The 26,226-nt window shown below is 66.6% G+C and carries 24 protein-coding genes and 1 pseudogene; 8 read left to right on the top strand and 17 right to left on the bottom strand.

Annotated elements, in window-relative coordinates:
• Window positions 1-9: 9 nt before the first annotated feature.
• Both AC1DWJ_RS13960 and AC1DWJ_RS13955 read right to left on the bottom strand, forming a co-directional pair.
• The gene (locus AC1DWJ_RS13960; RefSeq protein WP_477621104.1) at window positions 10-1,494 is read right to left on the bottom strand and encodes a tyrosine-type recombinase/integrase; all 1,485 of its coding nucleotides are present in this window, start codon (window positions 1,492-1,494) and stop codon (window positions 10-12) included.
• 9 nt (window positions 1,495-1,503) lie between these two features.
• Window positions 1,504-1,710 carry a helix-turn-helix transcriptional regulator gene (locus AC1DWJ_RS13955; protein ID WP_477621103.1) on the bottom strand — a complete coding sequence of 69 codons (207 nt, stop codon included), beginning with the start codon at window positions 1,708-1,710 and terminating at the stop codon, window positions 1,504-1,506.
• Between the two features lie 520 nt (window positions 1,711-2,230).
• Here AC1DWJ_RS13955 and AC1DWJ_RS13950 point away from each other — a divergent pair.
• The 7 genes from AC1DWJ_RS13950 (at window position 2,231) to bioD (ending at window position 8,706) form a co-directional block, all read left to right on the top strand.
• Window positions 2,231-3,055 (top strand): sensor histidine kinase, encoded by an 825-nt coding sequence (locus AC1DWJ_RS13950; protein ID WP_477621102.1) that lies wholly within the window; start codon window positions 2,231-2,233, stop codon window positions 3,053-3,055.
• A 708-nt stretch (window positions 3,056-3,763) separates the two neighbouring features.
• On the top strand, window positions 3,764-4,168 hold the full coding sequence (locus AC1DWJ_RS13945; protein WP_477621101.1) for a response regulator: 405 nt from the start codon (window positions 3,764-3,766) through the stop codon (window positions 4,166-4,168).
• Between the two features lie 149 nt (window positions 4,169-4,317).
• Window positions 4,318-5,334, top strand: a complete 1,017-nt coding sequence (gene bioB, locus AC1DWJ_RS13940; RefSeq protein ID WP_477621100.1) for a biotin synthase BioB — start codon at window positions 4,318-4,320, stop codon at window positions 5,332-5,334.
• 7 nt (window positions 5,335-5,341) lie between these two features.
• Window positions 5,342-5,545, top strand: a complete 204-nt coding sequence (gene bsaP, locus AC1DWJ_RS13935; protein ID WP_477621099.1) for a biotin synthase auxiliary protein BsaP — start codon at window positions 5,342-5,344, stop codon at window positions 5,543-5,545.
• Window positions 5,538-6,863, top strand: coding sequence for an adenosylmethionine--8-amino-7-oxononanoate transaminase (locus tag AC1DWJ_RS13930; RefSeq protein ID WP_477621098.1), 1,326 nt, complete (start codon window positions 5,538-5,540; stop codon window positions 6,861-6,863). Before bsaP ends, AC1DWJ_RS13930 begins: the two co-directional genes overlap by 8 nt.
• Window positions 6,864-6,875: 12 nt before the next feature.
• On the top strand, window positions 6,876-8,000 hold the full coding sequence (locus AC1DWJ_RS13925; RefSeq protein WP_477621097.1) for an 8-amino-7-oxononanoate synthase: 1,125 nt from the start codon (window positions 6,876-6,878) through the stop codon (window positions 7,998-8,000).
• Entirely contained in the window at window positions 7,993-8,706 is a 714-nt protein-coding gene (gene bioD, locus AC1DWJ_RS13920) for a dethiobiotin synthase (protein ID WP_477621096.1), read from the top strand. Before AC1DWJ_RS13925 ends, bioD begins: the two co-directional genes overlap by 8 nt.
• 1,108 nt (window positions 8,707-9,814) lie before the next feature.
• Here the strand turns inward: bioD and AC1DWJ_RS13915 are convergent.
• The 10 genes from AC1DWJ_RS13915 to AC1DWJ_RS13870 form a co-directional block, all read right to left on the bottom strand.
• Window positions 9,815-10,966 (bottom strand): CaiB/BaiF CoA transferase family protein, encoded by a 1,152-nt coding sequence (locus AC1DWJ_RS13915; protein ID WP_477621095.1) that lies wholly within the window; start codon window positions 10,964-10,966, stop codon window positions 9,815-9,817.
• Between the two features lie 3 nt (window positions 10,967-10,969).
• Complete coding sequence (locus AC1DWJ_RS13910; RefSeq protein ID WP_477621094.1) at window positions 10,970-11,422, bottom strand: hypothetical protein; 453 nt, start codon at window positions 11,420-11,422, stop codon at window positions 10,970-10,972.
• Complete coding sequence (locus AC1DWJ_RS13905) at window positions 11,419-12,168, bottom strand: SDR family NAD(P)-dependent oxidoreductase (RefSeq protein WP_477621093.1); 750 nt, start codon at window positions 12,166-12,168, stop codon at window positions 11,419-11,421. Before AC1DWJ_RS13905 ends, AC1DWJ_RS13910 begins: the two co-directional genes overlap by 4 nt.
• A gap of 113 nt (window positions 12,169-12,281) precedes the next feature.
• On the bottom strand, window positions 12,282-13,934 hold the full coding sequence (locus AC1DWJ_RS13900; RefSeq protein ID WP_477621092.1) for an ABC transporter substrate-binding protein: 1,653 nt from the start codon (window positions 13,932-13,934) through the stop codon (window positions 12,282-12,284).
• Complete coding sequence (locus tag AC1DWJ_RS13895; protein ID WP_477621091.1) at window positions 13,931-14,767, bottom strand: ABC transporter ATP-binding protein; 837 nt, start codon at window positions 14,765-14,767, stop codon at window positions 13,931-13,933. Before AC1DWJ_RS13895 ends, AC1DWJ_RS13900 begins: the two co-directional genes overlap by 4 nt.
• Entirely contained in the window at window positions 14,764-15,753 is a 990-nt protein-coding gene (locus AC1DWJ_RS13890) for an ABC transporter ATP-binding protein (protein WP_477621090.1), read from the bottom strand. Before AC1DWJ_RS13890 ends, AC1DWJ_RS13895 begins: the two co-directional genes overlap by 4 nt.
• Window positions 15,750-16,610: an ABC transporter permease gene (locus AC1DWJ_RS13885; RefSeq protein WP_477621089.1), complete on the bottom strand. Its 861-nt coding sequence runs from the start codon at window positions 16,608-16,610 to the stop codon at window positions 15,750-15,752. Before AC1DWJ_RS13885 ends, AC1DWJ_RS13890 begins: the two co-directional genes overlap by 4 nt.
• A complete protein-coding gene (locus tag AC1DWJ_RS13880) occupies window positions 16,607-17,566 on the bottom strand; it encodes an ABC transporter permease (protein WP_477621088.1) in 960 nt (319 codons plus the stop codon). Before AC1DWJ_RS13880 ends, AC1DWJ_RS13885 begins: the two co-directional genes overlap by 4 nt.
• A gap of 44 nt (window positions 17,567-17,610) precedes the next feature.
• On the bottom strand, window positions 17,611-18,759 hold the full coding sequence (locus AC1DWJ_RS13875) for a thiolase family protein (protein WP_477621087.1): 1,149 nt from the start codon (window positions 18,757-18,759) through the stop codon (window positions 17,611-17,613).
• Window positions 18,760-18,844: 85 nt separating this feature from the next.
• The gene (locus AC1DWJ_RS13870) at window positions 18,845-19,855 is read right to left on the bottom strand and encodes a dipeptidase (RefSeq protein ID WP_477621086.1); all 1,011 of its coding nucleotides are present in this window, start codon (window positions 19,853-19,855) and stop codon (window positions 18,845-18,847) included.
• 462 nt (window positions 19,856-20,317) lie between these two features.
• Between AC1DWJ_RS13870 and AC1DWJ_RS13865 the strand changes: the two genes are divergently transcribed.
• Entirely contained in the window at window positions 20,318-20,617 is a 300-nt protein-coding gene (locus tag AC1DWJ_RS13865; RefSeq protein ID WP_477621085.1) for a hypothetical protein, read from the top strand.
• A 54-nt stretch (window positions 20,618-20,671) separates the two neighbouring features.
• On the opposite strand, the pseudogene AC1DWJ_RS13860 reads toward AC1DWJ_RS13865, so the two are convergent.
• From AC1DWJ_RS13860 to AC1DWJ_RS13840, 5 genes and pseudogenes are all read right to left on the bottom strand, one after another.
• Window positions 20,672-21,438: pseudogene (locus tag AC1DWJ_RS13860) on the bottom strand (alpha/beta hydrolase fold domain-containing protein).
• Between the two features lie 297 nt (window positions 21,439-21,735).
• A complete protein-coding gene (locus tag AC1DWJ_RS13855) occupies window positions 21,736-22,245 on the bottom strand; it encodes a MarR family winged helix-turn-helix transcriptional regulator (RefSeq protein WP_477621084.1) in 510 nt (169 codons plus the stop codon).
• Window positions 22,246-22,270: 25 nt separating this feature from the next.
• Window positions 22,271-23,317 (bottom strand): serine hydrolase domain-containing protein, encoded by a 1,047-nt coding sequence (locus tag AC1DWJ_RS13850; RefSeq protein ID WP_477621083.1) that lies wholly within the window; start codon window positions 23,315-23,317, stop codon window positions 22,271-22,273.
• Entirely contained in the window at window positions 23,314-24,885 is a 1,572-nt protein-coding gene (locus AC1DWJ_RS13845; RefSeq protein WP_477621082.1) for an AMP-binding protein, read from the bottom strand. Before AC1DWJ_RS13845 ends, AC1DWJ_RS13850 begins: the two co-directional genes overlap by 4 nt.
• The gene (locus AC1DWJ_RS13840) at window positions 24,879-25,997 is read right to left on the bottom strand and encodes a DUF2817 domain-containing protein (protein WP_477621081.1); all 1,119 of its coding nucleotides are present in this window, start codon (window positions 25,995-25,997) and stop codon (window positions 24,879-24,881) included. Before AC1DWJ_RS13840 ends, AC1DWJ_RS13845 begins: the two co-directional genes overlap by 7 nt.
• Between the last annotated feature and the right edge of the window lie 229 nt (window positions 25,998-26,226).

The raw sequence follows: 26,226 nt of genomic DNA, 5'->3' as shown, positions 1-26,226 counted from the left end.
AACTGCAGGTCACACGTCTGTCTCGCCGTGCGGAACTCGACTTCCCTCCGGGAAACCCTCCGGCTTTGACTCCGGCCTCCGGTTCAGCGCGGAGTCCAGCGCCGCAGCGGCTCCAGGGTTCTTGGCCCGCCGGCCCATGTACACGTCCTGGGTCATCGATGGCCTGGCGTGCCCGAGCTGGTCGGCGATCTGCCGAGCCGACTGGCCCGCCTCGTCCAAGATGGTCGCAGTCGTCTTCCTGAAGCTGTGCGACGTGATCCAGGCCAAGGCGTCCCCCGCCTCGGGTTGCGACGCCTCCTTGGCCTGGCTCAACAGCGCGGATCGATCTCCGGCTTTGACCCCGTAGAGATCCGCGAGGGCCGCGGCGGTGTCCACCTCGACGCGCACCCGTCCCGCCTCGACGAGTTCGACACGTGAGCGGGGCCAGTCGAACGCCTTGGCCACCCCCTGTCGAGACAGCTTCGCCGAGCGACGGGCTCGAGCGAGGGAAGCGCCGAGGCTCTGACGGGCCTGACTCCCGTGGGGCGCGCGGGCTCGGCGAAGGTCGCGACGCACGTTGTTCGGGTCACGGAAACCGCCCAGCGCGTCGCAGAAGACGGGCTCGGTCAGGTGGACGCCTCGCGCGCGTCGTGCCTCGAGGATCTCTGCGCACCATCTCGGAAGCTTGAGGAGCCTCTCACCCGCCGCGCTCTTTGTGCCGACCAGGACGAGTCCCTCCCCCTTGACCCGCATGACCTGGTGTCGAATCTCAACCTCGCCGGTCGACAGGTTGACGTCCGACCAGAGGAGGCCGAGGGCCTCGCCAATCCTGACCCCGGTGGCGAGGAGGAACGATGTCAGGTCGGAAAGGTCCGCAGCGACCGCCGTGGGATCGCTTGCGAGCATGGCGAACCAGGCTCGACGCTCGTCCTCGTCCAGCGCTCGGGGATGCCGTTTCGGTCTGGAGGCGATGGTCTCGACGTCGCGGACCGGGTTCGTGACGATAGCCCCATGTCGCACCGCCAAGTTCAGGACACCCGAGATGACGGTCCGGCTGGACTTGGCTGTCGGTGGACCAACGCGTTGCTTGATTGACCGGATCACGCTGTCCACCAGGGGCGTCGTGATCTCGCCCAGGCGGACCTCTCCCAACGCAGGTAGTACGTGGCTGTCCAGCTTTCGCCTGTACGCCTCGCGGGTACCAGGCGACCGCCGGCCGTCGGCCACCATCTCTCCCACACGCTCGAACCACTGCTCGGCCGCGACGGAGAACTTGTCCGTCGACTTCAGGGAGCCTCCGTGCTGGGCGCTGGCCCGCTCACGCAGCTTGTTCAAGAGCCTGGCTTCGGCTGCGCTCTTGGTGCGCCCTTCGGCCGCCACCTCGCGGGTCAGGCCATCGAAGTCGCGGTAGAGCGCACGCGCCCTGAAGGACGTGGGCTTGCCGTTTCGGCCGATGGAGCCAACGCTGACCCAGATGCGGCCCCATGACCCAAGCTCAAGCACCGGCCTAGACACGCTGATTCCTCAGGAGACGAGCTGCTTGCGGCTGTCGACCCAGGCTACGACGTCCTCGGGTACGTACCTCAGGTGCTTGCCAACTCGCAGACATGGAGGCCCGTGCTTCTCCAGCCGCCACTTGTAGAGCGTCTTGACGGGCACGGCGAGATATCCGGCGACGTCCTCGGTGGTCCACAGTGGCCGCGGTTGAGGAGCCTTCTGTATGAGATCCATGGGCCTGTCCATTCCCTTAGCGCTGCGCATCTTGGGACACGCAAGACATCCTGATGGGACAACGCGTCCAAAGGGGCACCATCGGGAGACCCGCCATGCGGCCCGCCACCATAGGTGGCCTCAGAAGTGGATCAACAGACCAACGTATGCCGCCCGCTCACCAGCGACTTCTCGGCTCACCAACGAACTTCGCCGCGGATTCCCCGCGGACGGTCGACGTCAGTCGACGGTTTTCGTGCACGCCCAGACCATTGGACGCAACGATCCGCGGCACTACGCCCAAACTAAGGGCGCCCCGCTCCGCCCTCGGAGGGTGTGCTCGAGCCGGCCGAAGATGGCTCGACCGTCGGCCGCTCAGGCGCCCTCCACAATGTGGACTTGCCATTCCTTTACCTTTCGCTGCCGCAATCATTACTGTCGGTCCGGCAACGCGGATCGTCGGTGGCCGGATATCGCTGGCCGATTGGTCGATAAGTGCGTCGAGCAGGTCGAGAAGACGTGCGCGTGATCAAGGGGGCAGATGTCCGCGGTATCAGTTCACGAGGGCACTCGGGCGTCCGGCCGCAGTTCCGCAAAGCACGCTGTCGGGGATAGTCCGAGGACGCTGCTGAGCGACGACGCTGCGCCGACCGCGGACCTCTTCGCGTCGCTGGCCGAGCGCGGCGCGGCCCTGGTTGATCGACAGCACGAAGTGCTGGAAGCCCTGCAGCACCGCGAGGAGGACCCCGAACGCCTCGCTGGTCTGTTCAGACTCGACCACCTCGCGGCCCAGCTGCGCCGCAACAGCAACGCCGCCCTGGTCCTTGCGGGACTGCCCACCGTCCGCAGCATTTATGCGCCGACGGTGCTCAGCGAACTAGCGTGCGCGGCGGTTTCAGAGGTCAATGGGTACCAACGCGTGACCGTTGGGGCCTTCCCTACCCGTCGCGTGCAGGCACACGTCGCATCGGACCTGGTGCACGTGATGGGCGATCTCCTCGAGAACGCTCTGGCCGTGTCGCCGCGGTCCGGCGGGGTTTGGGTTCGCGGTGAACGACCAACATCCGCAGGAACCGGTTCAGCCACCTTGGTCAGGGTCGGCGACAGCGGACCAGACGTCTCGGACGACGCTCTGGACCGCCTCAACGACATCGTCGCGGGGCGCGCCTCCCAAGTCGGGTCCGCCTCCGGGGTCGGCCTCGTCGTCAGCCGCGAGATCGCCGACCGGCACGGGCTGACCGTCCGTTTCAGGCGGCTGGTGAGCGGAGGACTGGTCGCGACCGTCTCGCTGCCCGACGCACTTTTTGAGCCCCCGCGTCAAGGAAATCCCCCTCCAAGAGGTTTGACGACCCGATCAGTTCGGTGAGTGCGACCTCACCAGATCTACCGCCGCAGATCCGGTGACGTTTTCAGCCGCCGGTTCGCACATCCACTGACAGGCAGGGCGCGGGCCAAGGCGGTCCAGCTTTGCAAAACCCGTTGTACACAAGGCTTCCGGTCTGGTTCGCCCGGACCCTCTGCGTCGTGCGCGAAGCAGCCGTCCGAGCGGGCCGCGGTCGGCTCGGCGCACACGCACGCGCAGCCGGAACACGTCGAGATTCTCGCCCGGCCACCCACGGCAACGGCGGACAGACTCCAGCCCGTCGTCACTCGCCATCAATGTCCGGGGGTGCTGCGACCCGGCGCGCCGCTTACGGCCCGCGCGCGATAGAGCGTGATTCGGGTGTCATGTTTGCGCGGAGTCGACGCGCGTGAGCCACGTCACACCATTATCAGGGAGGTACCCGACCGTAGCGATGCCGTTGTGCTGTCTAATTCCATGTAGTCACAATCTGACACCTTTGAGCCACGCCCTTTACGTAGCAACGGAAAGTTGTACAACGACATCCGGGTGACGTGGGTGATGTTAAGTCGGTTGGGGATCATCGATTGTGAATCCGCTGGGGCCGCATCTTCGCGGGAAGATTGCAAGAGGCCTGCACTGTGCCCTCGTCGTTGATGGCGCATGAGCCGCCCTGACGCCGTGCGAAAGGGCGCGGCTGGGATGCACCGTCCCCCCAACCAGTCTTTCGCCTTGATCGCCGACGATGATGCGAACGTTCGCGCAACACTGTCCGCGGCTGTGGGCCTGGCTGGTCTTGAATCGGTATCGGTTGAGGACGGACGAGAGGCCATCGAGATGCTGGCCGACCTTTACCCGAGCGTGGTCCTCCTCGACGTGCAACTGCCCGGCCTTGGTGGGATCGAATTGTGCTGGTGGATCCGTCGGCAGCGCCACCTCGCAGACGTTCCGGTGATCCTGATCAGCGACCTCACTTCACAGGTCGAGAGCGATGCGGGCCGGCTGGCCGGCGCCAACCACTACATTGCGAAGCCGCTCACCCCCGCCCACATCACGGCCCTCGTCGCGCACCACCTCGTTGGGCGCCCCTTGTTGCCGCCCCCCGCCCGCGTGATCATCGCCGACCCAGTGAAGTGAGGGGCAAGGTTCGTGGCGGACGCGCCGGAGACGTCCTCGGCACGGGCTGTCGTTGATCAGCAACATCACGCCCGCGCTCATACTCGTGTGCCACGTTCGGGGTGTGAGATCGATCCGCCCCCGCCACGCCGCTGCGCCAGAATCCCTGCATGACTGCTGAGGCAACCGTCAGTGCCGACATCCTCCAGGTCGCTCGCGAGCAGGTGTTGGATCGTGGCGAACCGCTGACCTACGGCCAGATCCTCGACGTGCTGCGGACCCGGGACGACAAGCTTGAGGATCTGCTGGCTCTTGCCCACCAGGTCCGGCTGGCGTTCAACGGACCTGAGGTCGAGGTGGAGGGCATCGTCTCCATCAAGACGGGCGGCTGCCCGGAGGACTGCCACTTCTGCAGCCAGTCCGGCCAGTTCAGCTCTCCGGTGCGCTCGGTGTGGCTCGACATCCCCGAGCTGGTCCGCGCGGCGCGGCAGACCCGTGAGACCGGGGCGAGCGAGTTCTGCATCGTCGCCGCGGTGCGTGGACCGGATGCTCGGTTGATGGCCCAGATGCGCGATGGCGTCGCAGCGATCAAGGCGGAGGTCGACATCCAGGTCGCGGCCTCCTTGGGCATGCTCAGCCAGGACCAGGTCGACGACCTGGTCGACATGGGCGTGCACCGCTACAACCACAACCTCGAAGCCGGGCGCTCGTTCTTCCCGCAGGTGGTGACCACGCACTCGTTCGAGGAGCGGTGGGACACCTGCCTGATGGTGAAGGAGTCCGGGATGGAGCTGTGCTGCGGCGGCCTGGTCGGGATGGGCGAGACGCTCGAGCAGCGGGCCGAGCTGGCCGCCCAGCTGGGAGAGCTGGCCCCGCACGAGGTGCCGCTCAACTTCCTCAACCCGCGTCCCGGCACCCCCTTCGGCGACCTGCCGGTCATGGACTCCAAGGACGCCTTGCGCACGATTGCCGCGTTCCGTCTCGCGCTGCCGCGCACGATCCTGCGGTACGCCGGCGGACGGGAGCTCACCCTGGGAGACCTGGGCACCCGTGACGGACTGCTCGGCGGGATCAACGCCGTCATCGTCGGCAACTACCTCACCACCCTTGGCCGGGACCCGAAGGAAGACCTCAGCCTGCTCGCGGACCTCGGGATGCCGATCAAGGCCCTGAGCGAGACGTTCTGAGAGCGGGATGGGCATGCCGGTCGGAGACCTGTGGTGCGGCCGCTGCGGTCAGGCGCGGGAGCAAGGGGACCACTCTGCGTGCGACCCTGCCTTGGCGCTGGAGCCGCCTCGGTTCTGCGGCCAGTGCCGTCGGCGGATGAAGGTGCAGGTCCTGCCGCGGGGCTGGTCCGCGCAGTGCGCAGTGCACGGAGAGACCCTCGCTGATGGCTGACGCGATGACAGACGGCGACCGCTTGATGGCTTTCGACCGGGACCATGTCTGGCACCCGTACTCCTCCGCTGGGACTGCCTCGGCGGCATACCTCGTGGAGTCGGCGTCGGGCGTGCGGCTGTCGTTGCGTATGCCGGACGGTTCAGGCCTGGACGCCATCGATGCGATGTCGTCGTGGTGGTGTGCGATCCACGGCTACGCCGTGCCACAGCTCGACGAGGCAGCCCGCGCCCAGCTGGACCGTATGAGCCACGTCATGTTCGGCGGCCTGACCCATGAGCCTGCGGTCCGGCTGGCCGAGCGACTCGTCGAGCTGACACCACCCGCTCTTCAGCGGGTGTTCTTCGCGGACTCGGGCTCGGTGTCCGTCGAGGTGGCCATGAAGATGGCACTGCAGTTCCACGTCGGCGCCGGCACCCGGCGCACTCGATTCTTCACCATCCGCGGCGGGTACCACGGCGACACGTTCAACCCGATGTCGGTGACCGACCCCGTCGGAGGGATGCACTCGCTGTTCACCGGCTTACTCCCCCAGCACGTCTTCGCCCCCACTCCGCCGCCCGGCATCGACGTCCCGGCTGACGATCCGGCCATGGCGGCCTGGGAGCGCCAGACCCGCACTCTCTACGCGGAGCACGCGCACGAGGTTGCCGCCGTCATCCTGGAGCCACTGCTCCAAGGTGCCGGCGGGATGCGGTTCCACAGCCCCCACGTGGTGCAGGTCCTTGCCGACCTGGCGCGCGAGCACGGCGCCTTGATGATCCTCGACGAGATCGCCACCGGGTTCGGGCGCACCGGCACCATGTTCGCGCTGGAGCGTGCCGCGGTCGTCCCGGACATCCTGTGCGTCGGCAAGGCCCTGACCGGCGGCTACCTCTCCCTGGCGGCCGTGTTGTGCACCGACGAGGTGGCCGAGGGCGTGAGCAGCGAACGGGCCGGAGGCGCGCTGATGCACGGGCCGACGTTCATGGCCAACCCGTTGGCCTGCTCGGTCGCGCTGGCCAGCCTCACCCTGTTGCAGGACAACGACTTCGCCGCCCAGGTGAGCGACCTGGAGACCGGACTGACGGCCGGCCTCAAGCCCGCGCAGGACCTTCCCGCCGTGGCCGACGTCCGGGTCCTCGGCGGAGCGGGCGTGATCCAGCTGCGCGAGCCGGCCCGTGTCGCCGAGCTCACGGCAGCGACGCTGGAGCGAGGGGTGTGGGTCCGCCCGTTCCGCGACCTCGTCTACGCGATGCCGCCGTACGTCACGACCTCCGAGGACCTGAGCACGATCTGCGACGCCATGGTGCAGGCCGTGGCCACGGTTCACGGCTGAGAGGATGCACCAGTGAGCGTGTTCCTCGACTGGCTGGCCGACCGTGCCTCCGAGCGTGACCGCCGGGGGCTGCGCCGGCAGGTCAGGCCGTTCAAGTCCGGTGAGCTGGTCGACCTGGCGGGCAACGACTACCTGGGACTGCGCCGCCACCCCGCCGTGATCGCTGGCGCCGTCGCCGCCGCAGAGACCTACGGCGGCGGGGCTGGGGCGTCCCGGCTCGTCACCGGGACCCTGGAGATCCACGAACAGCTGGAGCGTGCCTTGTGCCTGCTCACCGGCGCCCCGTCGGCGCTTGTGCTGTCGACGGGCTACCACGCCAACCTCGCGGTCCTCACCTCGTTGGCCGACCCCGACACCCTCATCGTCTCCGACGCCCACGCGCACGCCTCCCTCATCGACGGAGCCCGCCTGAGCCGCGCCACCGTGGCCGTCAGCCGCCACAACGACCTCGACCATGTCCGCGAGCTGCTCGCCGAACGCACGCAGTCGCGGGCGATCGTCGTGGTGGAGTCGGTCTACTCGGTCCTCGGCGACGCGGCGCCGTTGCGGCAGCTCTCGGACCTAGGCGTCGAGTTCGACGCAGTCCTCCTGGTTGACGACGCCCATGGTCTCGGCGTGGTGGGCGAACGAGGTGAGGGCGGCCCCGCACAGGCCGGTATCACTGCGAGCGCCCACGTCGTGGTGACGGTGACGTTGTCGAAATCGCTTGCAGCCCAAGGAGGAGCGGTCCTGGCCCACGAGGCTGTGCGCGATCACCTCGTCAACACCGCACGCCCGTTCATCTACGACACCGGGCTCGCGCCGGCCGCCGCCGGCGCCGCCCTCGGGGCCCTCGACGTCCTGGCCCGGGACACCCACCTGCCCGCCGCGGCTCGAGCGAACTCAGCGCTGCTCGCTGAAGCGTGTGGTGTCGCCACACCCGCGGGCGCGGTCCTGTCAGTCACCATGCCCGGCCCAGCCGAAGCACTCGCAGCCGTCGCCCACGCCGAGGAACGCGGCATACGCATCGGCTGCTTCCGGCCACCATCCACGCCGGACGGCAGCTCGCGACTTCGCCTGACCGCCCATGCCGACCATAGTCCGGACGTGCTCGACCACGCCGTCGAGGTCCTTCGCGGACTGGTCACTGATGTCTGAACCGATTTCGCTTCCCAGGGTCGTCTTCGTCACGGGCACCAGCACAGGAGTCGGGAAGACAGTGGTGACAGCCGCTCTCACCGTCACGCTGCGCAGACGAGGAGCAACCGTCGCAGTGGTGAAGCCGCTGCAGACCGGTGTCACAGCAGACGAGGACGGCGACCTCCAGGTCGTGCAGCAACTCCTCGGCGAAGACCCCGGAGTCACCTTCCACGAGTTCGTCCGACTACAGGCGCCACTCGCACCGGACACCGCCGCGCGACTGCAAGACGTCACTCTGCCGAGCGTCGTCGAGCACGCACGCTCCATCGCCGCCATCGCGAACAAGGTCGACGTCGTCCTCGTCGAAGGCGCCGGCGGGCTGCTCGTCCACCTCGACAGCCACGGCGGGACCGTGGCCGACATCGGAACCGCACTGCGCTCCAACGGAATCAGCATCGGCTACGTCCTCGTGGCCAGCCCAAGACTCGGGACCCTGAACCACACCGCCCTCACCGCCGAAGCCCTCGCCTCCCGTGGCCTCCCCCTGCTCGGCATCGTGGTCGGCTCCTACCCAGCAGACCCCGGCCTTGCCGAGCGGTCGAACCTGCTCGACCTCTCGCAGGTAGCCAACGCCCCCCTGCTCGGGACCCTGCCGACTGGCGTTGGTGTCTTGCCCGTCGACGAGTTTGCCCTAGGGACGGCCGAATGGCTGTCAAGGACCTAGCCGGTCCCCGACCACTACGCCTTGCGATGCGTTGAGGATGCAGCTCGCTGCGTTCCCGCATACGGCGTGTGGGCCACGGCGCCGCAGATTTGCCATAAGCACCGACCCGCATACGCCAGCGGCCACATGTGGTTGGACACGGGGCCCAGACGCGGGAGGCGCGTAGCGCTGAACCTAGGGGCACAAATGGAGCACACGCCACATCAGTCACGAGCCCAGCGGCCTATCGCAGCATGGCTCTACGTGCCAGTCGCTCGTCGGTGCCCTGCTCATTGCGAAGGCTTCCAAAAGTTCGAGCAAGGAGTGAAAACGTGCTCAAGCCGTGACTTGCGAGTGCATGCAGTGCGGGGTGCCGCGGCCCGGGGGCACAACGGGGGCACAAAGCCAGTAGTACAGGTGCCGTCGACAGTTGACGCATGAGTTGTGGCACGCAGACTCCCAAAGGCCCTGTGGCTTGCGTAGCCGCCTCTGCCTGAAGATCGGAAGGTCGCCCGGAGAAGCCGAGGTCATAGTGTCGTGCTCTTGAAAGGTAGAGAAGGCCCCTCCGTCGCGCCGAGGTACCGCCGACTCGGGTTGGGCAATGGGTCGGCAACAGCGTGAAACTACCTCTCCGTGTCCACGACATCTGCATCTCGGCAGGTGAAGGGGTCGAACGTTCGAGCCCTCTCGCGACGGATCTACAAACCGAGGCCGCCGTCCGACCGGCCTGCGCTTTCGCTTGTCACCACTGCGACACGCGGTGGGCACGGAGCATCCTGAACGGGGTGTGCGGGACTTCAGCCCATGCCTGCGCTGGACCTCATGCTCGCATCGCGTCGCGTGCCGGGAGGCGAGGCTGTCTCGCTCGGCATCGCCATCACGGCCGTCGAGGAGGCAGACCTTCAGGGCGCGGCCGAGAGCATGGCCGCCCGGCTCGCGCGGACCGGCCGTCGCCGCGGGCGCCGCGCGCTCATCCTTTCGGGGCAGCCTCGGCGCCGGCTTCGACGAGCACCTCGACCAGGAGGCTGCGACCATCGCACGGCTCGGCCCCGGCGAGGAGACGGGGGCAACTGATCGAGGTACTTCTTGCACCGAGAAGCTGATCTCCAGCCCCGCGTGGCCCTAAGACCTACACGGCCACGCCGGACTCGATCAGGGCTTCCACGTCCTCGATCCCCCACGCCGAGAGCGCGGCTCGCGTCGAGGCGCCCACCGCGGTCGGAGGACTGCCGATCTCGCCGTCGGTGCGACTGAACCGCGGCGCAGACCCCGGCTCGACGCGGCCGTCGCGGTCGACCAATGTCCCGCGGGCACGTAGGTGCGGATGCCGAGCCGCCTCGCTCGGCCGCAGCACCGGCGCGACGCACGCGTCGGTGTACTCGAAGATTTCCGCCCACTCTGACATCGTCCGGGTGGCGAATGTCGAGACGAACAGCTCGCGCATCTCGGCATAGCCTGTCGCGTCGTCCTGCGGAGGACACGTGTCGGCGACCCCGAGCAGGACGATGAAGGTCTGGAAGAACTTCGGCTCGAGCGCAGCGACGGCCATGTGCCTACCGTCCGCGGTCTCATAGACATCGTAGAAGGGCGCACCGCCGTCGAGCAGGTTGGCGGCGCGGTTCTCGACCGAGGCACCCGAGGCCAGCCAGCCCCACGCCATAGCGCTCAGGTGCGAGACGCCGTCGACGATGGCCGCGTCGACCACCTGGCCCCGTCCGCTGCTTCTCGCTTCTTGGAGGGCGGCAAGGACGCCGATCACTAGGTAGGCGGAACCGCCGCCAAAGTCGCCCAAGAGGTTCGCGGGGAAGTGTGGGCGCCCCGATGCCTGGCCCAGCCCGTAGAGGGCTCCCGAGGTCGCGATGTAGGTCAGGTCGTGGCCGGCGTACGCCGCGAGCGGCCCATCCTGGCCCCATCCGGTCATGCGTCCGTAGACGAGTCTCTCGTTGACTTCGTGACACTGCTCAGGGCCGAACCCGAGTCGCTCTGCGACGCCGGGGCGCAGCCCCTCGATGAGCATATCCGCCGCCTCGACGAGTCGCAGAACGACGTTGATCGCCTCGGGCCGCTTGAGGTCGAGTACCACCGACGGCCGGCCACGGGTCAGCAGGTCGTCGGCCCCGCCGCCGAGCGCCTGCCCACCCGGCCTCTCGATGCGGATCACCTCGGCGCCGAGGTCGGCGAGCAGCATGCAGGCGTGCGGCCCCGGTCCGATCCCGCCGATCTCCACGACACGGACACCGCGGAGCGGGCCGGACCTCCGGCCGAGGGCGAGCGCGGTCACCGGCTACTCCTCACGTGCGCCGGCGGGACTGCCGGTCATCCCGGCCACCATGAGATCGGCGAGCAGCCGATGGGCCTGGGCGTCGGCCAGCGCGGTCAGTACGCCGAGCTCGCCACGCTGGATCGACTCCATGACGGTCCCGGTGACTGCACCGATGAACGCAGAATCGACCGTGCGATCGGGGCGCGCGGCCGCCGTCATGAGCTCCTTCACGCGGTCGATCGCGAGCGGATCGACCGACTCCACGTTCTCGCAGCCGCCGTAGTTGCGGCGACCCGGGTAGCCCTCGGCGTAGTTGTCGGTCAGCACCGAGTCTTGGGCCTGCATTACCGCAACTGGCGCGATGTTCTCCGAGGCGATCATCTCCAGCGTCATCTGCTGGCGGTCAAGCGCGGCACCGATGGTGCGATGCACGTCAGGATCGACGGCCGCGAGATCGAGGTCGAGGTTCCTCAACGCGGTGCCATTCGCAATGACCCATCGATCCGGATGACTTCGCCGTTGAGGTAGTCGTTCTCAACAATCGCCAGCGCGAGGTGCGCGAACTCCGAGGGGTCGCCGAGCCGCGTCGGGAACGGGACGCCCGCAGAGAGGTCGGCACGGACGTCGTCCGACACAGTCATGAGCAGCGGAGTGAGCATGACTCCAGGGGCAATCGTCATAACCCGGATCCCGTGCTGCGCAAGGTCACGAGCCGCAGGAAGCGTCAGCCCGACGACTCCACCCTTCGACGACGCGTAGGCCGCCTGGCCAACTTGGCCGTCGAACGCAGCAATGGACGCCGTGTTGATCACGACACCGCGCTGCCCCTGGTTGTCAGGCTCTGTTGCCGCCATCGCCGCCGCAGCAGTGGCGAGAACAGTGAAGGTGCCGAGCAGATTCACGCGGATGACCTTGGCGTAGAGATCGAGATCGTGAGTGCCCTTGCTGCCGACGATACGAGCTGAAGGGCCGATCCCAGCGCAGTTGACGACCGTTCGAAGCGGCGCCCCCGCAGCGGCTTGGACAACCGCGGCGCGAACATCGTCCGCATTCGCCACGTCGGCCGACACGTATGTCACGCCATCAATCGCCGACGCGTTGTCGATGTTCAGGTCGACTCCGAACACGTGTGCCCCCTTGACCGCAAGTGCTTCGGCGGTAGCCGCACCCAACCCCGAAGCGGCACCGGTGACAATCGCAGCGGTGTTCCTGATGTCCATTTGGTCTCCTTGAGTGTGCAGAACTGACAAGACCCGGCGGGTTCACCTCCGTGAACAACGCGGAAGAGTCGAACCCGCCGGGTGCACGAGTGCCGAGTGGTCTGGTGCGGCCCTTACGTGGCCGATCCGGTCTGAGCGAGCCACGGGGTGTACTCCCACCGTGGCGACGCGATAGCCGTACCTGCAAGTCGCTTGTTGAGCGTCAAGGCCTGGTACTCATACACGTACGGAATCCACGGAAGGTCGGCCATGATCAGCGCCTGTGCCTTGACCACGATCTTGGCTCGCTCGACCGCATCATCAGTTGCTGAGGCTTCTTCAATGAGCTTGGTGAGATCCGGATTCTCGTACCCGCCAAAGTTTGCGGAGCCACCAGGAATGCCGACGGCCGAGTAAAGCTCAGTCGGGTCTGCTGCGAAACCGAGCCACTGGGTGGAGAAGAGGTCGTACTTGGCGCGCGCCTTGGCATCGGAATAGAGAGCGTAGAAGTCCGCCTGCGGAAGTGACTTCTCCTCCACGTTCAGCCCGACCTCCTTGGCGGTGGCCGCAAACGAATGTGAGAACGCCGCGTAGTCTGGCAAGAAGCTGGGAACTGCCAGAACGACCGTCGGATTCGCCTGTCCGGAAGCCTTGACGGCTTCCTTCGCTGCTTTTAGGTCCTGCTTGCCGCCTGGGAGCTCGTCGTAGGCCTTCTTGTAGATGTTGAACACCTCCGAGCCCTCTGGGCCCCACGATCCGCTCGGAGCCAGGGCCTTCAGTGCCTCGGCGTGGCCGCTGAACAGCGCCTGAGCAGCGCCGTTGTAGTCGATGATCAACCGAATGGCTTCGCGGATCTTCGGGTTGCCGATGACGCCGCCGGGGTGGGTAACGACAAGTGCATCGAAGGTCGTGGACGGTCCCGTGTAGACGTTGAGACTCTTAGATGCCGCGAGCGCTCCCAATGAAGAGGCTGGGGGGTAGAACGTACCGTCGATCTCGCCGGTCTTGAGTCCAGCGCTCAGCGTCGCGTCGTCCGTCGCGAAGACGAACTTCGCGCTCTTGGTCAGCTGCTTGTCGCCCTTCCACCAGTCCGGATTAGCCTTAACCGAGATGGATTGCCCGGACTCCCAGGATGTAACCTCGTAGGGACCTGTGCACATGGGCAACGACGTCGCCGTGCCATAGGCCTTGCCGGCCGCTACGACGTACTTCTTCTCGACTACCTGGCCCATCGGGCTGGCAAGCATCTGATAAAAGACGGGGTCTGCCTTCTTGAGTTTGACCGTGACCTGGTTGGTCCCGGTCGCCTCGACAGACGCGACGTTCTTCCCGTAGCTGCCGAAGAACGAGCCGGCCGTCGGGTCGATCGTGCGCTTGAGGCTGAAGACGACGTCATCGGCCGTCATCGGTGAACCGTCGAAGAACTTGACGTCGGTGCGCAGGGTGAAGACGTACGTCGTCGGGTCGGCGTGATCTACCTTCGAGGCGAGCAGTGGCTCGATGCTGTTGTCCGCGGCCATGCTGACCAAGCTTTCGCAGACGTTGCCCAAGATCACCAGGCTGTTGCCTCCGAAGGCGCTGGCGGAGTCCAAGGTCCCGGGCTCGCCGCGGGTCGCCCAGGTGAGCGAGTCAACCTGGCCCTTGGCCGCCGGCGGCTTGTCGAAGGTCGGACGCTCAGTCGTGTTCGGCGCATGAGATCGACCACTGCACCCTCCAAGGGCAACCGCGGCGGTGGCTGCTGTGAACCAGACGGCGAGGCGCCTGGTTGCTGACGGGCGACTACTCATCGTTTCTCTCCTATGTAGATGGTTGATCCCACGCGGCCATCGCTTGGGTCCGGGGGTACTGGGCGCCAGCCCTCCCGAGGCACGCTGGCGACGAGTCGAATGGTGTATTCGTGCCGAGGATGGTCGAGCAGTTGAGACGTAGGGCCTTCTTCGACAACACGGCCCCGCCTCATCACCAAGCAGCGGTCCGTCACTTGGCGGGCAACCGCGAGGTCGTGGGTGATGAACAGGAAACTCGTCGATGCGTGCTCGCGGATGTCGTTGAGGAGGTTGAGCACTTGGGCTTGGATCGAGACGTCCAGCGCCGAGACCGCTTCATCGAGGATGATCACGGCTGGTGCCGGCGCCAGTGCCTTCGCTATGGCGACTCGCTGGCGTTGCCCGCCCGAAAGGTCACGGGGAATTGCTCCGAACTGCCGCTCCGTGAGGCCCACCGTCTCCGCGAGCTCACCCACCCGGATCTCGCGTTGCCGGGAGTCCATGGATGGCTCATGAAGCCGCAAGATCTCGTCCACCGCGCCGCGTCCCGATTGTGATGGATCGAGACTCGCGTAGGGGTCCTGGAACACCACCTGAACCAGTTTCGCCTGCCGGCGCCAATCACCAGTGCGCATCCGGTGTGGCCGCCGGTACCCGCAGATCGTGATCCGACCCGACGTCGGCCCTTCGATCCCCAGGACCATGCGCGCAAGAGTCGTCTTGCCGGATCCGGACTCACCGATAACACCAAGCGACTCCCTCTCGCCTAGCGTGAAGGACACGTCGTCGACAGCCACGACGTCACCGAATCTCTTCGTCGCCCCCTGGACGACCAGACGCTGTTCATCACTCATGACTCAACCCCGGTCCCCGTGGCGGCAATCTCGGCCACCCGCAGACATCGCGCCGAGCCACCCGGGTATGGGTCCGGAAGCGGGTGAGCGCCGTGACACACATCGGCGACGTGCGGACACCGACTAGCGAAAGAACATGCCGCGGCGGGGGCCTCAAACGCACCGATGGGTCGTCCCGGGATCACGGCCAGCCGGTCGTGGCGCTCCGTGGCATCGGGTCGGGCTCCGAGAAGTCCCACCGTGTAGGGATGACGCGGGACCCGGTGAAGGCCGACGCTCGAGGCGGTCTCCACGATTTCGCCGGCATACATGACAGCCGTCCGATCGCATACCGCGGCGGCGATGTCGAGATTGTGCGTAATGAGTATCAGCGAGATTCCCGCCTCTGCTTGAAGCTCCTTGATCAGATGCAGTACGTCGTTCTGGGTGGACACGTCCAGAGCTGTCGTGGCCTCATCAGCGATCAGCAGGCGCGGATGCATTGCGAGCGCGCTGGCAATCATGACTCTCTGGAGGAGCCCGCCGGACAGCTCACGTGGCCGTTGGCGCAGGCGGCGCTCGGGGTCAGGAATGCCCACGCGCTCCAGCAGTGCGGTGGCACGCTTGGTTGCCTCTGGGCGGGGCAGGTTGCCCATGACGGTCATGCCTTCACAGAGGAAGTCGCCAATGCGTTGCCTTGGATTGATGTGGGCCCGTGGATCCTGGAAGATCATCGCCGCTTCACTTCCGCGATATCCTCGTAGTGCGTGCCGAGGCATCGTCAGGACTTCCCGACCGTCGAATCGAATGGATCCGCTGACCGCCGCTCGTCGTGGGAAGAGTCCGATGGCCCCGCGAGCAGTGAGAGACTTCCCCGAACCCGACTCACCGACAAGTCCCAGGGTTTCGCCTTCGCCGATCGTCAGGTCGATTCCGCGAAGAAGTTCGCGGCGGCCACGGCCTTGCGGGACCGTCAGTGTCAGTCCCTCAATGCTGAGCATGCTCATCGCGCAACCTCCTCGGCACGTCGGGTGAGGCGATGTCCGACGACGATGAAGCTCACGACCGCAACCACTAGGCACAATCCGGCCGCGATTGATGCGGTGGGATAGCCCTGCAGAACGCCTGTCTTCCCCTCGGCCACCATGACTCCCCAGTCCACGGCGGGTTGCTGCACGCCCAGGCCAAGGAAGGAGAGCGCCGCCAAGTCGACGGTCGACCACGCTAGCGTCACGGACGCTTGCCCTAACACGAATGTCCGCAGGTTCGGAAGGACATGGTGCAATGTGATGTTTGGGACCGACATCCCTTGGATCCGCAACGCGAGGACGTAGTCCTTTGCGATCTGTTCTTCGGCGACGCTTCGCACAAGTCGAATCATGTGCGGCGTGTAGGCCAAACTGAGGGCGATCACGGCCGCGACCAATCCAGGCGAGAACACGCTTGCGGCGAGTGCCGCGATGAGCAGGCCCGGGAAGGCGAACATCACGGAGGTGACTCCCGAAAGCACCAGTCCAAGTGTGCGGACCCAAGCCGCCAGAAAGGCCAGAGAGGTTCCCAGCACCGTGACGATGGTGGCGACCACAAGGGGGCCGAGAAAGCTCGTTCGGGCTCCGGCTAACAGCCTTGAGAAGATGTCGCGGCCTAGACCGTCATACCCCAGCAGGTGGCTTGAATCACTACCCAGATTGGCCTGGATCAGGCTTCCAGCACCCGGGTCTTGGGGGGTCAACCACGGGCCAGCGATTGCGAGCAAGACGAAAAGGCCCACCCCGGACAACGCGAGAATGCCGACGACGTCGAACCCCCGCGATCCGCCGTGGGCCACAGGCTCCTGCGCCTCGAGCATCACCCCCGCGCTCATGCCTGAACTCCTGACACCACAGTGGGCGAATCGAGCAGCCAGGTAGCGAACTCCACCGCGATGTTCACCACGACGAAAGCACTGACCAAGAACAGACACGTCGCCTGGACTAGCGGAAAGTCGCGCGACGTCACGGAGGAGATCAGCAATGCTCCGACACCGGGCAACTGAAACACGACCTCAACTAGCGCAGACGAAGCCAGCAGGCCCGTGACCGCCAGACCGAGTGCGGTGAGAATCGGCCGCTGCGCATTGGGAAGGACATGCCGCCAGAAGATGCGCCCAGAGCCGAATCCTCGAGCCCTTGCTGTCTCGACGTACTCGCTACTCAACTGCTTGGCCAGGGCCGAGCGGACGGTCTGCGTAACGAGCGGGATCCACGCGAGCGCCAGTGCGACACACGCGAGCAGCAAGTGGACCACTCGGTCGGCTCCCGGCTCACCTGCTCCAAACACTGGGAGCCAGCCGAGCTCGACTCCAAAGAAGAAGACCAAGATCAGCGCCGCCACGAAGGCGGGCGTGGCACTGAGCACGCTCGTCGAAGCCACGACGAGGTCGTCCACCAGGCCGCCTCGGTAGGCGGCGATGGTTCCGAAGATCATCCCCACCACGAGAACCAGAATCAGGCTCATCCCAACGATCTGAAGAGTGATAGGGATGCCGTCAGCCAGCATGGTCCCGACAGAACGATGCTGGATGGCCGACGCCCCAAAATCACCGTGTACAGCGTCGCGGAGCCAGAGTCCGTATCGGCTGAGGAACGGTTCGTCCAGGTGGTACTGCTCTCGAACCTGGGCGACCAGTTCGGGCGACGCCGGCCGGTTGCCGAGAAGAAAGTCGGTCGGGCTGCCGGGGGCCAGGTCAAGCCCTCCGAACACCACAAAGGACGATACAAGCAACGCCGAGACCCCGATGATCACCCTGCTCAACGCGAACCGAGCCAGTTCTCGTAGCATGACAACCACTCCTCATTTCCTCGATTCCTGTTGGGTCGGTCAGGTCATCCAGCCGACTCGATCACGGTGGCGGTTGCGATTCCTCCGCCGCCACACATCGTGGAGAGCCCGATGCCCCCACCGGCGGCACGCAGCGCGTGGGCGAGGTGGAGCAACTGCCGGGCTCCCGTCGCGCCGAACGGGTGACCAATGCTGATGGCACCGCCGTCGAGGTTGACGCGGTCCAGGCTCACGCCGAAGTGCTCCTGGAAGATCAGGACCGGGACCGCGTATGCCTCGTGGACGTCGATGAGCCTCATGTCGTCGAGGGTGAGCCCGGTTCGGTCGAGGATCTTGGCGGTCGCGTAGTTGGGGCCGTCGAAGATGATGTCGGGGTCGTTGCCCACCCAGCTCGTCGACCGGATCCAGGCGAGCGGGCTCAGGCCGAGGCGGGCGCAGGCCTCCTCGGAGGCTAGGACCATCGCCGCGCTGCCATCGGAGAGTTGGCTGGAGTTGGCGGCGTTGTTCACACCGTCGGACCGGTAGACGGATGGCAGCGTGCGGGCCTTGTCGACGTTGGAGTCCGGCCTGATGCCTTCGTCGCGGTCCAGCAGGACGGTGCCGTCGACCGTGACGGGCACGATCTCGTCGTTGAACGCGCCGCGCTCCCAGGCCGCGTGCGCGGCGAGGTGCGAGCGGACGCCATACTCGTCGCACGCCTCGCGCGTAATGCCGTACTTGTCTGCGGCGCGCTCGGCGGCCTCACCCTGGTGCGGCATGTCCCAGTGAGTGAACAAGCTTGGTGAGAACGGGCCGTCCTCACCGACCTCGGTCGCGATGCCCATGGGCACCCGAGTCAGCGACTCCACGCCTCCGGTGATGACCACCGACGCGTCCCCGGCCGCGATCGAGGCTGCGCCGAGATGGGTGGCCAACTGGCTGGAGGGGCACTGCGCGTCGAGGGTGGAGATGGGCACCGCCATCGGAAAGCCGACCGAGAGCCAGGCGTTGCGGCCAATGTTCTGCGCTTGTCCCCCGGCCTGGCCAGTGGCACCGACGAGGCCCATGTCGACGTCCGCCGGGTTGAGCCCGGCGGCCGCGATGGCGCCGTTGAAGGAAGCGGCGAGCAGATCGACGGGGTGGACGTCGCGGTAAGACTTGTCCCTTTTCGCTACAGGAGTGCGGACACCGGCGACGATGGCAACGCGGGTCATGAGGGTTCCAATCTGTTGGGATGAGTGCGGAGGCAGCCAAACGTTCGGACGCACACCGGTCGGCGGTGTCGCCGATGAGGTCAGCTCAGGACCAGACCTGGCCGTAGACCCGCAGCCAGTTCTCCCCGAGGACACCGCGGACCTCCTCGGCGGTGTACCCGCGCTCGAGCATCCGCTCCGCGAGCTTGGGAAAGCCGCTCGGGCCGCCCTGTCCGAGGCCGTCAGGGAAATTGAACGGCGGAGGCGGGTAGGTCTCCCGACGCCAGACCTGTGCCTTGATGAGGCCCTCGTACTGCTCCATGGTCAACATCGCGTCGTCGTCGACCTGGGTGCCGCGGCAGTAGTCGATGCCGAGGCCCACGTGACCGGTGCCGACCAGGCTGTCCACGTGGACCATGTGATCGATGAACTGGTCGAGCGTGGGGGCGGTGTCGGCCGCGACGAAGAACGGCAGGCCGTTCATGCCGATGACTCCCCCGCTCGCGGCGATCGCCTTGATGACCTCGTCGGGGATGTTGCGCGTGCTCGCGTGCACGGCGTAGGCGTTCGAGTGCGAGGCGATAACCGGCGCGCTTGACGCCTCGATGACCTCCAGCGCTGAGCGCCATCCGGTGTGGCTGACATCGACCAGAATGCCGAGGCGGTTCAGTTCTGCGAGCATCTGCTCGCCGAGCTTGCTGAGCCCGGCGTCCTGCGGCTCCTCGCAGCCGTCGCACATGACCCCGCGACGGTTGTAGGCGACCTGCACGATCCGCAGCCCCATCCGCCAGTAGGCCTCGATCAGGGAGGGCTCGTACTCCAGCGGCCGAGTGCCCTGGAAGTGGAACACCACCGCCATCTCACCGGCGGCCTTGGCTGCCCGGATCTCTTCCACCGAGGTCGCCAGTCGAATGCCCTGGGTGTTGCGGATGAACTCGAAGCACCTGCCGAAGGCGAACAGGGCCTCCCGGGCAGCGCCGAGCGCCGCGACCGTGAGCACGCACACGGTCGTGCCGCCCTTTTGCCACTGGTCCAGGTGGGTGCGCCAGTAGTCGAACTCGCAGGCCGAGTCGATGACGACTGCGTCTTCGAAGACGAACGGACCAGTTCCACTCATGTGCCTTGCCGCCTTACTCGTCGTGTTGGTTGTCAGCTAGTGCGCGTGATGTCGAGCCCGGCGTTTCACCTCAGCTGCGTGCGTTCGACCTCTGAAGCCGAGGCGATGCCGTGATGCGGCCTTGAGCGCCATGATCAGGAACGTCGGTGGCGATATGTGAGGAACTGCGCGTAGGCCCTCGACGGCCCGCTAAAGGATCGATGTGCGGTGTTTTCTAAGTTACATGCATTACCAACTATCCGCAAGCCATTGATTGGATATTTCAATCCACCTTGTTAGCCCCGTGGCCGCTGGCCGTTGCTCGGTGGATTGCTGGTGGCGCGGCCATTCATGGCAAGAGGCCCTCACGGGGGGGCCGTTTGCCCTCGCGCTGCTGCTGACGCTCGCACCGTCCGACCGTGACCTTGAGGTCGGCTGCGCGGCCGAGAGTGGAGCATCCCGACGCTCGGTGCGGTCGAGCTGATGGCCAACGTGATCTTCACGGTTCCGGTCACCTTGCTGGCCGGGGTGTCGTCCCGGCGGCCAGTGGTGGTCGCGGTCGTCGCCAGCCGTGCGTCGGCCCTGGTCGAGGTGTTCCAGGCATTCGCGACCGCGCTCGGGAGGAACTGCTCCACCAACAATTGGCTCCCCAACACCATCCGCGCCGCTCTCGGCCCGGTCCTGGCGCCGGCGGCGTTCTCGCTCGCGTCGCGACGACGTCGGACAGGTGCCAGGTCGACGGGGCGCCCGCCCGCGGACGCTATATCGCGAACAACCGGTTGACCCAGGCCTCGCGCGCGGCCGTCATCGCCTTGGCCAGGGGGGTGTCCGGTGCCGTCAGGTCGAAGGCGTGGAATCCGCCCGGCCACACGCGCAGCGTGGCCTGGATGCCGCAGCGCCACAGGCTCGCCGCGCAGGCGACGTCCTCGTCACGAACACCTCCGCCGACCCACAGTCGATGAACGCTGGTGGAAGGCCGAAGAGGTCGGTGGCGCGGGCGGGTGCCGCATAAATGGAGACGTCGTCGCCGGCGCGCCGTTCGCCCAGCAGCGTCGACCAGACGGTCACGTTGCTGGCGCGGTCGCACACGCCGACCCCGTCGAACTGCGCGGACGAGCCGGTCTGGTCTCGGTCGTCGAGCATCGGGTGCATCAGGACCTGACCCAGAAGCGGCGGGCCGTGCCGATCTCTCGCGAGCAGACCAGTGCCGCCGGCGAGGCCACCACCGGCGCTGGCCCCGGCGACGATCAGCCGCGCGGGGTCGATGCCAGCTCGCCGGCGTGCTCGGCGGCCCAGGCGAGACCCGCGTAGCTGTCCTCGACCGGGCAGGGATCCGGGAACTCCGGCGCCAACCGGTAGTCAACCGTCACCGCCACCGCGTCGTGCGGCACGACCCGAGGCAGGATCTGCGCCAAGCCCAGGAACCGGTCGCCAAGGAAGATGCCTACGGCGTGCAGGTAGCAGATGCCGGGACCCGCGCCTTTTGTGGTCGGTTCGTCGCAGCACCGACACCTCGATGTCCGCCCTCGTAGCCGGTGATGGTGTGGTCGATCGCTCGAGCCCGGCCTCGACGAGCATATCGTCGTCGACGACGACAGCCTCACGGTCGACGCTTCGCAACGCCGGGATCATCTCCAGGGTGATCGACGACACAGCCCGCTCGGTCGTCGGTGCGAGCGCCTTCTCGAGCTTGGGTCGAAGGGTGGACGCGGGACGTGACCGGTCGTGGATCTCCTTGGTTCTTTGCCGCTATGGGTGGCGGAGGTCCTGGGATGATCTTCAAGTGAGCGTGCGGGTCTGGCTCTCGAAGTGCTCGACGTGCTCCGAGTCCCGCTCACGCTCTACGCGGCCCTGCAGTAGGACCGGGCTCCCTGGCGATCACGTGCCTAGTAGGACCCGGCTCAGTCGGAGGTGTCGATCCGCCCTTCGACGAGCAGCCTGACCTGTCGGAGCATGGCTGCTAGCTCGTCTAGCGATTCCGCCGAGACGCCCCCGAGTCCGAACTGGCTGCTGTCCATCGAGGTGGCGACCGCCTCCTGGGCGGACTCCCCCGCGGGGAGGATCCTGACGACTGTGACCCGGCGGTCGCTGCCCTGTGACCGTCGGACGAGCTTGCCGCGCTCGAGCCGGTCGACGGTGCGGGTGATGGTAGTCGGGTGCGCCCCAACGCGCAGTGCCAGCTTGGCGGTCGGCATCTGCTTGGCCGGATGGAAGCTGAGCGCGGTCAGCGCCTGCCAGCCGGCGAAGGTGAGGTTCTCCGCTGCGAGCGCGGGCTGGGCGGCCACCTGAACTAGACGGTTGATCCGCTCCACCTCGAGGGAGACGGCGAGCTGGCGGTGGGCGTGGACACCACGGCGCTCGAACTCCTGTTGTGTGGCCTCAACGAGGTCACGATCCAAGTCCAAGTCCACTTCGTCAGCCTTTCCATCGGAGGGTTCAGCGCGGGCAGTACGGAACGAGGGTATCCATGAAGGCGAGGTCGATCGGCTTGCCGTGGGCGACCGCCACGTGCTCGGGGAAGGCGCCGAGCAGGTTGGTCAGCACGATCAGTGTGAGCCCATCGGGGTAGCGAGCGATCTGGGCCTTCCCGCCACCGCCCGGCGCCGGTACCAGACCCTGCGGCCGCTCAAAGACGAGCCACCCGATGCCCCATAGCCCTGGGCTGCCGTCAAAGGCAGGCACTGGAGTCCACAGTTGGTTGCGGCTTGCCTGGGAGAGCAACGCACCGCTCTCGAGCGCGGACATCCACGCGGCCAGGTCGTCGGCGGTGCTGTGCAGTCCCGCCGCGGTGCGGAGCAGGTGCGGCCAGTCCAGCCGGCTCTTGTCGATACTTCCGGTTGGCTCACCCTGGGCGTTGATGCTCATGTAGGTGTCGGCCCGGTGAGGGATGAGGTCGTGGTCGTTGGCGTAGCGTGTGTGGGTCATTCCGGCGACGTTGAACTGGCGCTCGGTGATGAATTCGACAAACGGCTTCCCGCTCAGCCGGTCGATGACCTTGCCGAGGAGGGCGTAGTTGGTCTGGACGTAGTTGTAGCCACGGCCGGACTCGAACTCCATGGGCGCGGCGTGCACGACGGCCCAAGCCGCCTCCTCGTCGGCCGCGACCAGCCCGACGGAGCTGTCCGCTCCGTATGCCATGATCTCTGGCAGCCCGGAGGTGAGGGTCGCGAGCTGTCTGATCGTGATCGGCTGCCACGCCTCAGGCAGCGCATCGAGGTAGCGCGAGACCGGGGCCGCGAGGTCGAGGTCGCCGGCTTCGACCAGCTGCATCAGGGCGACGCCGGTGAACGCTTTGGCCATGGAGTTGATGGAGAACACCGACTCCCGGGTCACCGCTACGTCGTGCTCGAGGTTGGCCAAGCCGAGCACCTCCGAGGCGACCACCTCGCCATGGCGAAGCACCGCCGCCTGCAGCCCAGGGACGTGCCGCTCATCCATCAGTCGGGTGAGTTGTTCGCGCAGGCCGTGTGTCGTCGTGCTCATCGCTTGTCTCCGCTCGTCTCGGGTGCTTCCTGCTCGACGAAGGCGCGTCGGAGCGCCTTCTTGTCCCGCTTGCCCACCTGGGTCAGGGGGATTCGCTCGACGATCTCGATGCGTTTGGGCGTCTGGACGGGGCCCTTGCGTTTGCGCACGTGCGCCTTGAGCTCCTCGACCGTGACGCTCGGGTCGCGGAGCTCTACCGCGGCCACGAGGATCTCGCCCCAGTAGTCATCAGGTGCGCCGAAGACCGACGCTGCTGCCACGGCGGGATGTTCCTCGAGGGCGTCCTCTACGTTGCGGGGGTACACGTTGAACCCGCCGGTGATGACGAGGTCCTTGGCACGGTCGACGATGCGCAGGAAGCCGTCGGCATCGCGCACCGCGACGTCGCCGGTGTGGAGCCACCCGCCACGCATCGCCTCCGCCGTGTCCTCGGGTCGGTTGAGGTAGCCGCTCATCAGGAGGGGACCGCGGACGCACAGCTCGCCCGGTTGTCCGTCGGGCACCTCCACATCGTCGTGGTCGACCAGGCGCACATCCGCTTCGGCGACCGGGCGTCCGCAGGAGGCCATGCGTTCCTCGGACGTGACGTCGTGTTCCTCGCGCCGCATCACACAGACGGTGGTCGGCGCCTCGGCTTGGCCGTAGAACTGGAAGAAGATGGGCCCGAACCAGGCGATGGCTTCCTTGAGGCGCTGGGGGGAGATGGGTGAGGCGCCGTAGAACACCGTGGCGAGGCTGGAGGTGTCGTGTTCGCGCAGCCGCGGGTGGTCGAGGATCGCGCTGATCATCGTCGGCACGAGCAGGGCACACGTAATGCGGTGCCGTTCGACCGCGGCGAGGAACTCTCCAGCGTCGAAGGACTGCTGGACGTAGAGCGTGCCCCCCTGCGCGATCGTCGGCAGGAAGTTCACCCCACCCGCATGGCTGAGTGGAGCGGCCAGCAGGTTGCGGATCTCGTCGGGCCACTGCCAGTCCATGAGCTCGATGCCGTACATCGTCGACATGCTCCGAAAGCTGACCTGGCTTGCCTTGGGTACACCGGTGGTGCCCCCGGTGTAGACGATGCGGCAGATCGCCTCGGGGTCAGTCGGACGCAGCTCGAGGGCGGTGGCGGTCTCGGCAGCCATGAGCACCAGCAGGTCGCTAGGTCCCCCGCCGCCGATGCTCAAGACGCGAGCGCTGCTGCGGGCCATCTGCACCGCTTCGGTGATTTCGTCGATCCGCGCGCAGTCCACGACCACGTGGGTGGCTGCTGCGTCGTCGAGGATGTGCGCGAAGTCAGTCGGGCTCCCCAATGGATGCAGCGGCACGAAGACTCCGCCCAGCGCTGCGACGGCCTGCTGCACAAACAGCACCTCGATGCGGTTGCCGGAGAGCAGCGCGACCCGGTCGCCGGACTGAAGGCCGAGTCCGTCCAGCACTGCGGCGCACCGCGCGATCGCGGTCTCGAGCTGCGCGCCGGTCCAGGTCGTGCCGTCGGCCTCGACGACCAACGACTTGGCCGAGTGGGCGCGCAGTGCCTGGACCAGCAGGTCGTTCAGGTGTGGGAAGGCTCGGCCGGTCACCATTGCGTCAGTCCTTCGAGCATGCGCCTCTGGGCGTCGAGCCCATTGGTCATGGCGGCCTCACGCCAGGCCGGCGCGGCGGGGTTGAGCCCCTCCATCATTAGGTCCAGCATCTCATCGCGCGAGGTATAGGTCTGGCCCGTGGCGTACTTCAACCACCGGTCGATGCGGACGGTGTTGAGCACCGTCAGGTTGTCGTAGGTGCCGACTTCGATCAGAAGTCCGGACCACTCTGCCCACGGTGCGGTGCTGGGCAGCCAGGCGGAGAAGAAGCCGGTGTATGACGGGGTGTGCCCCTCCGACATCCTGGCCGAGGAGGAGAAGCTGGTGCGGGCCGACTCCCCCAGCCAGTCAATCACCCGGTCGTGACCCGGCGACCCGGCGGGCAGGCTGCAGATGTGCGCAAGCTCGCCCCACTCGCCGATGCCGGTGTGCCATTCAATGAAGGCGACCTTCTCGGCGTTGGCCAGCACCCGCGGCAGGAGGTCGGCGACGACCTTGTGCGACCATGCCGGCCGGTCCCCGACATAGGTGATGCCAGTCGGCTCGACGGCTTGGCCGCCCGACAGGGCCGTGATCATCTGCTGCGGTCCATGGGCGCGCACCATCTCCTCCAGGACCCCGCTCCAGTCGCTCGTCTCCTCGGTCCAGTCATTAGGGCACAGCGTGGGGAACAGCTCGCGGTAGAGGTCGTTGCGGGGGAACGGGACGTCGTGGTCGAGAAAATTGCGGTTGAGGTCGATGTTGTCCTCGTCTGTGCGCGAGTGGTGTGAGAAGCCCCACGGGTTCAGCGCATGCAGTACCACGACGTTGACCCCCTCTGGAATCTTGAGGTCGCGAAGAAGCTCAAGTTGTAGGGCCGAGCCGAGAAATCCCTCCTGGCCGTGGGTGCCCGAGACGACGAGGAACGTCTTGCGGGCCATCGGATCACCAAAAGTGGCGAGGTCGATAGCCAGCTCCTCGCCTTCAGCGCCGCGCTCGGTCGGGTGGGGCACCGACTCGAGCCGAGCCCCTAGATCAGCCGCCAAATTGAGGAAACGGCGGCGCGCCTCGGCATAGCTCTTGCTGAACGCTTCAATCACGGAGACCTCCCGTTGTGTGACGGCCTCGGTCATGGATCAGCCTCATGGTCTGTATAGTTACATGCATTACCATCTAATGGCAATGCATATTTCCATCGATTCAGCATTGAGCGTCCTAGGATCGCGCCGCGCACGGTGGTGGAGTTCCATTACGGTGACGCCGAGGTCGTCACTCTGCAACCTCCTTCATAAGGTCCGGTGGAGGGCTCGCAAGGTTGCCGACTCGGTGGACATGCGTGTCGTCAACCGTTAGCAAGCCCGG

Source organism: Pedococcus sp. P2_D7 (assembly GCF_056404295.1).
The sequence above is the reverse complement of the archived record's forward strand: the minus strand, read 5'-3'. Positions and strand labels throughout refer to the sequence as shown.

Excerpts from the sequence above, each read along its gene's own strand:
- bioB (WP_477621100.1), top strand. The coding sequence starts at position 4,318 with ATGACTGCTGAGGCAACCGTCAGTGCCGACATCCTCCAGGTCGCTCGC.
- AC1DWJ_RS13900 (WP_477621092.1), bottom strand. The coding sequence starts at position 13,934 with ATGAGTAGTCGCCCGTCAGCAACCAGGCGCCTCGCCGTCTGGTTCACA.
- AC1DWJ_RS13885 (WP_477621089.1), bottom strand. The coding sequence starts at position 16,610 with ATGAGCGCGGGGGTGATGCTCGAGGCGCAGGAGCCTGTGGCCCACGGC.
- AC1DWJ_RS13890 (WP_477621090.1), bottom strand. The coding sequence starts at position 15,753 with ATGAGCATGCTCAGCATTGAGGGACTGACACTGACGGTCCCGCAAGGC.
- AC1DWJ_RS13850 (WP_477621083.1), bottom strand. The coding sequence starts at position 23,317 with ATGAGCACGACGACACACGGCCTGCGCGAACAACTCACCCGACTGATG.
- AC1DWJ_RS13875 (WP_477621087.1), bottom strand. The coding sequence starts at position 18,759 with ATGACCCGCGTTGCCATCGTCGCCGGTGTCCGCACTCCTGTAGCGAAA.
- AC1DWJ_RS13930 (WP_477621098.1), top strand. The coding sequence starts at position 5,538 with ATGGCTGACGCGATGACAGACGGCGACCGCTTGATGGCTTTCGACCGG.
- AC1DWJ_RS13950 (WP_477621102.1), top strand. The coding sequence starts at position 2,231 with ATGTCCGCGGTATCAGTTCACGAGGGCACTCGGGCGTCCGGCCGCAGT.
- bioD (WP_477621096.1), top strand. The coding sequence starts at position 7,993 with ATGTCTGAACCGATTTCGCTTCCCAGGGTCGTCTTCGTCACGGGCACC.
- AC1DWJ_RS13905 (WP_477621093.1), bottom strand. The coding sequence starts at position 12,168 with ATGGACATCAGGAACACCGCTGCGATTGTCACCGGTGCCGCTTCGGGG.
- bsaP (WP_477621099.1), top strand. The coding sequence starts at position 5,342 with ATGGGCATGCCGGTCGGAGACCTGTGGTGCGGCCGCTGCGGTCAGGCG.
- AC1DWJ_RS13840 (WP_477621081.1), bottom strand. The coding sequence starts at position 25,997 with ATGACCGAGGCCGTCACACAACGGGAGGTCTCCGTGATTGAAGCGTTC.
- AC1DWJ_RS13955 (WP_477621103.1), bottom strand. The coding sequence starts at position 1,710 with ATGGATCTCATACAGAAGGCTCCTCAACCGCGGCCACTGTGGACCACC.
- AC1DWJ_RS13870 (WP_477621086.1), bottom strand. The coding sequence starts at position 19,855 with ATGAGTGGAACTGGTCCGTTCGTCTTCGAAGACGCAGTCGTCATCGAC.
- AC1DWJ_RS13880 (WP_477621088.1), bottom strand. The coding sequence starts at position 17,566 with ATGCTACGAGAACTGGCTCGGTTCGCGTTGAGCAGGGTGATCATCGGG.
- AC1DWJ_RS13865 (WP_477621085.1), top strand. The coding sequence starts at position 20,318 with ATGGCCAACGTGATCTTCACGGTTCCGGTCACCTTGCTGGCCGGGGTG.
- AC1DWJ_RS13895 (WP_477621091.1), bottom strand. The coding sequence starts at position 14,767 with ATGAGTGATGAACAGCGTCTGGTCGTCCAGGGGGCGACGAAGAGATTC.
- AC1DWJ_RS13845 (WP_477621082.1), bottom strand. The coding sequence starts at position 24,885 with ATGGTGACCGGCCGAGCCTTCCCACACCTGAACGACCTGCTGGTCCAG.